4 protein-coding genes and 4 tRNA genes are annotated in these 4,917 nt (G+C 47.4%); all 8 read right to left on the reverse strand.

The window, feature by feature from the left end:
• Nucleotides 1-190: 190 nt before the first annotated feature.
• Nucleotides 191-266, reverse strand: a tRNA-Thr gene (locus ACNA7P_RS10855).
• A 15-nt stretch (nt 267-281) separates the two neighbouring features.
• A tRNA-Gly gene (locus ACNA7P_RS10860) sits at nt 282-356 on the reverse strand.
• A gap of 39 nt (nt 357-395) precedes the next feature.
• Nucleotides 396-480 (reverse strand) — tRNA-Tyr (locus ACNA7P_RS10865).
• A 19-nt stretch (nt 481-499) separates the two neighbouring features.
• Nucleotides 500-575: transfer RNA gene (locus ACNA7P_RS10870), tRNA-Thr, on the reverse strand.
• Nucleotides 576-727: 152 nt separating this feature from the next.
• Nucleotides 728-2,026 carry an adenylosuccinate synthase gene (locus tag ACNA7P_RS10875; protein WP_416258648.1) on the reverse strand — a complete coding sequence of 433 codons (1,299 nt, stop codon included), beginning with the start codon at nt 2,024-2,026 and terminating at the stop codon, nt 728-730.
• Nucleotides 2,027-2,147: 121 nt separating this feature from the next.
• A complete protein-coding gene (locus ACNA7P_RS10880) occupies nt 2,148-3,311 on the reverse strand; it encodes an aminotransferase class V-fold PLP-dependent enzyme (RefSeq protein ID WP_416258649.1) in 1,164 nt (387 codons plus the stop codon).
• Between the two features lie 103 nt (nt 3,312-3,414).
• The gene (hflC, locus tag ACNA7P_RS10885; protein WP_416258650.1) at nt 3,415-4,302 is read right to left on the reverse strand and encodes a protease modulator HflC; all 888 of its coding nucleotides are present in this window, start codon (nt 4,300-4,302) and stop codon (nt 3,415-3,417) included.
• A 3-nt stretch (nt 4,303-4,305) separates the two neighbouring features.
• The coding region (gene hflK / locus ACNA7P_RS10890) for an FtsH protease activity modulator HflK (protein WP_416258651.1) at nt 4,306-4,917 on the reverse strand (612 nt) is incomplete at its 5' end.

A 4,917-nucleotide genomic window follows, 5' to 3' on the forward strand; every position in this document is an offset into this window, starting at 1 on the left:
GTTTTACCGTGGTCAACGTGACCGATAGTACCTACGTTTACGTGCGGCTTAGAACGTTCAAACTTTGCTTTAGCCATAACAGCCTCTCTTTCGAAACGCGCGGCGGACAATGTTCGCCAGTGCTTCATGATGTTTAAAATAAATGAGTTTTTTACAACTAGGGGAGGTTTTCTTGAAACTGTAAATCAACTGGTGCTGATAGGCGGATTTGAACCGCCGACCTCACCCTTACCAAGGGTGCGCTCTACCGACTGAGCTATATCAGCAACACAAATTTGATATGGAGCGGGTGGCGGGAATCGAACCCGCGTCATCAGCTTGGAAGGCTGAGGTAATAGCCATTATACGACACCCGCGTTCAGATTCAGGGCTACCTCGGACCTAATCAGAAAAAATGGTGGAGGGGGCAGGATTCGAACCTGCGAAGGCGGAGCCGTCAGATTTACAGTCTGATCCCTTTGGCCACTCGGGAACCCCTCCACGAGTTTTTTCTAAAAAATGGTGCCGGCAGAGAGAGTCGAACTCCCGACCTACTGATTACAAGTCAGTTGCTCTACCAGCTGAGCTATGCCGGCGCCACCGTTTAGGTGGAGCGCATTCTAGGGTATTGATTAGGGTCTTGCAACCTCGAATGCGCAATTTTTTGATTTTTTTTATCTGACTGCTTAAATTTTAAGACATCAGATTAAAAAAACAGCTTTGTAAGCTTGTTATCTAACCAGTTACATTATCCGCCAAACGGATGCTGCAACACGATAGTTTCTTGACGATCTGGGCCAGTTGAAATGATATCTACCGGAACCTCTAATAATTCTTCGATACGAGCAATGTAAGCTAATGCCGCTGGTGGTAATTGCGCGTGTTCAGTAACACCTTCAGTGCGTTCACTCCACCCAGGCATGGTTTCATAAACAGGCTTCACTAACTCGTAATCTTCGGCCGCCATAGGAGGCAGCTCTGCGATTGAACCATCAGGTAGCTCATAGCCGGTACAAATTTTCAGTTCTTCAAGGCCATCCAAAACATCGAGTTTGGTAAGGCATAAGCCACTAATTGAATTGATTTGCACGGCTCGGCGCATCGCTACGGCATCAAACCAACCAGTACGGCGTTTACGGCCGGTAGTGGCGCCGAACTCATGCCCTTTCACACCTAGGTGCTGCCCTACTTCACAATCTAATTCGGTAGGGAATGGGCCTGAACCAACACGCGTGGTGTAGGCTTTTACAATACCTAAAACATAATCGAGGTAACGCGGACCGAAACCAGCGCCAGTAGCTACACCACCGGCAGTAGTATTAGACGACGTTACGTAAGGATAGGTGCCGTGATCGATATCCAGTAAGGTGCCCTGAGCCCCTTCAAACATGATCGGCGAACCGTTCTTCCGCGCTTGCTCTAGCAGGCCTGGTACGTCGGCTATTAACGGCTTCAATACCTTGGCGATTTCTAAACAATAGGCGAGCGTATCGGCAACAGAAACGGCTTCTTGCTGAAAGTACTCGGTTAGCACAAAGTTATGCAGTGCCATGGTTTCTTCTAGCTTCTCAGCTAGCCGCTCAGGATGGAAAAGATCTCCTAAACGAATCGCGCGGCGAGCAACTTTATCTTCATACGCTGGGCCAATTCCGCGGCCAGTAGTACCAATCGCTTTTTTACCACGCGCTACTTCACGAGCCTGATCAAGGGCAATGTGATACGGCAAAATAAGTGGGCAAGCTTCACTAATAAGTAAGCGCTCACGAACCGGGATGCCGCGCTCTTCCAGCATACCAACTTCTTTCATTAGGGCTTCTGGTGAAAGCACCACACCGTTACCAATCACACAGGTAACGTTATCGCGCAAAATTCCCGAAGGAATTAAGTGCAATACAGTTTTCTCACCATTGATAACAAGAGTATGGCCGGCATTGTGCCCGCCTTGATAACGCACAACATAAGTGGCTTTATCCGTTAACAGATCAACGATTTTTCCCTTGCCTTCGTCACCCCATTGGGTGCCAAGAATAACGACATTTTTACTCATGATAGTTTTAGTTCACACGTTAGATGTATGGACGCTGGTATGGCGGTGATTTAAGCGGCGATTCTAGCAGAAAGCCCCGCTTTTGCAGAGCGATTTTTAAACGCAATATCGAAAAGGTTGTTTAACCCCGTATTTTTCCAAAATCCTCAGGGGTTTGGTACAAAGCAAAACCAAAGCGTAATCGTTTATCGCGATAGTCGGTGGCAACGCCCTGTGCTTTCAAGCGATCCGCGAGCTCACTCACTACCTCTGCACTTGCTAATTCAAAGGTATAAAAATGGCCATGCTGGTAGCTGCCACTTGCGCAACTACCGGTAACCAGATTACTACGATGTAAATGAGCATGCTGGAGCGTATCGATATGCTGCAAAAACGCCTGCTGCAGCCTTTCAATATAGTGGTGCCGAGTTGTTGTAGGTAAGTTCTCATCACGCCATAATGCAAACACTGCATTCAGCCGATAGGCAGCGGTGAAATCCATTGTGGCACCCGCAAAGCGCATACCATTGTCCGCATACTCTACAGCCCCACCTTGCGGCTTCGCTAAACCGGCGAAATCAGCAAACCAACCAGTATACTCCGGCCGTAAATTACAACCTTTCGGTACTACTGCAAAACACATGCCTTCGCCACCCTGCGCGTATTTATATGCGCCTGCTAAGTAGAATATGCGTTCTTCGTAGGGGCTCAAATCGGTAGGTAAAGCACAAAAACCGTGATAACCATCCACAACAATAAGTGTTTTCGGATCTTGCACGGCGCTAATCCATTGTTCTGGCTTTGGCGCTACTACGCCACTGTTATAAAACACCTGGCTAATAAAAATAAGCTGCCATGATTGCGCCGCAACCGCCTCACGCCAACGCTCTGCGAAGGTAGCGTATGGCTGACAAGGAACAACCTCTAAGTGCACGTTACCGCGTTCGAGAATGCGGCGGCTTTGCCGGTTGAAGCTATGAAACTCACCATCGGTGGTTAAAATATGCAATGGAGCGCTAGCATCAAATACGCTTAACAAACGATACACAAACTCATGAGTATTCGGTGCAAATACAATTTGCTCGGGATCGCTTAGATGCAACTCAGCGGCAATATTACGCTGTAGCTCCGGGATTTTCGTACTAAAGAAATAACCCCACTTTTCATCCGCATAGCGCGCTGAATCATCCCAATACTCAAGCTGAGCCTGGCGGGTTACATCGGGCCAATAATAATGGCTATGTGGCGCGCAATGCAGCAGGTTTGGCCGTGCATTGAGAAAGTGTTTATACAAGTGCTGATACATAAGCCGCTCCGTTTTTTCTTTATCCTAATACGTTTGCATAAAAAACGGGAGCCGCAGCTCCCGTTTTTTTATCCGTACTAATTATCCGTATTCAGTGACCATCTTAGTTGCTTGCCGCTGATACCTGATTAAAATACTTAAAGAAATCACTATCAGGGCTTAACACGAGCACGCTATCACCATCGCCGAAGCTTGCGGTGTATGCCTCTAAGCTACGAATAAAGGCAAAGAACTCCGGATCTTGCCCGTAAGTTTCCGCATAAATTCGAGCTGCCTCTGCATCACCTTCACCACGAATTTGGCGCGCTTCCCGTTCCGCATCAGCTATCATTACCGTTACCCGAGCATCAATATCAGCGCGAATAATTTCAGCTTGCTCTCTACCTTCTGAACGATGCTCTCGAGCTACAGCATTACGCTCGGCACGCATACGCTCGTAAATCGCAGTACTTACTTCGGTAGGCAAGTTAATTTGCTTAACCCGCACATCTAATACCTGAATACCTAAATCATCCGAGCTTTGTGATGCTTGAATCAACGCTTGTTCCATTAATTCATCACGCTCACCCGATACGATATCGCGGATAGTACGCGCACCAAACTCGGCACGTAAGCCAGCATTGATACGGCGCATTAATAGCTCTTCAGCTTGGCGTTGGTTACCACCGCCAGTAGAAAGATAGTATTTTGAGAAATCTTCGATACGCCATTTCACAAACGCATCAACGATCAAATCTTTCTTTTCACTAGTAATGAAACGATCGGCTTCGCCATCTAACGTTTTGATACGAGCATCAAGTTTAACAATGCGCTCAATGAACGGCACTTTAAAGTGTAGGCCTGGTTCATAAACTATTGGCATACCTTGTTCATCTTGAGCTACTTTACCAAACCGAATCACGATACCGCGTTCACCTTCAACTACTGTGAACAGCGATGAATAGCCCAACAGCGCGAGTAAAACAACGATTACAACTGATAAATTTTTCATTGCTTAGTTACCTCCGCGTGGGGTGAAACGAGAGCTAGTACGGCTCGTTTCTTGCTGGCTAGAAGTGGAAGCTTGCCCCGGTGTATTCTGCCCATTCTGCCCTTGTGTTGGCAAAATCGGCGCCTGTGGGCGCACTGCACGGTTATGCTGCTCTAATATCTTATCGAGTGGCAGGTACATCATTTGATTGCCACCTTCTACATCAATAAAGATCTTCGCATTATTCGCATAAATTCTTTCTAGTGTTTCTAAGAAAATACGCTGGCGGGTAACTTCTGGTGCCAGTTGGTACTGCGGTAACAACTCGTTGAAACGTGCAGTTTCACCAAGCGCGCGAAGTGCCATTTGCTCTTTATAAGCTTGTGCTTCTTGTTGCAAACGACGCACTCTACCACGCGCAGTAGGCTCAATTTCCCGCGCATAAGCTTCGGCTTCACGAACAAACCGCTCTTGGTCTTCTTGCGCACGAATTGCATCATCAAACGCATCACGAACTTCTTCTGGTGGGCGAGCGCCCTGGAAGTTAACGTCGATAACGCGAACACCAACACCATAACGTTCAGTTAGCCGATCAACGATTTCCCAAGTTTGTTGGCGAATTTCTTCTCGACCAAC

It is taken from the genome of Aliidiomarina sp. (assembly GCF_047920995.1).
In the GTDB taxonomy this organism is placed as follows: domain Bacteria; phylum Pseudomonadota; class Gammaproteobacteria; order Enterobacterales; family Alteromonadaceae; genus Aliidiomarina.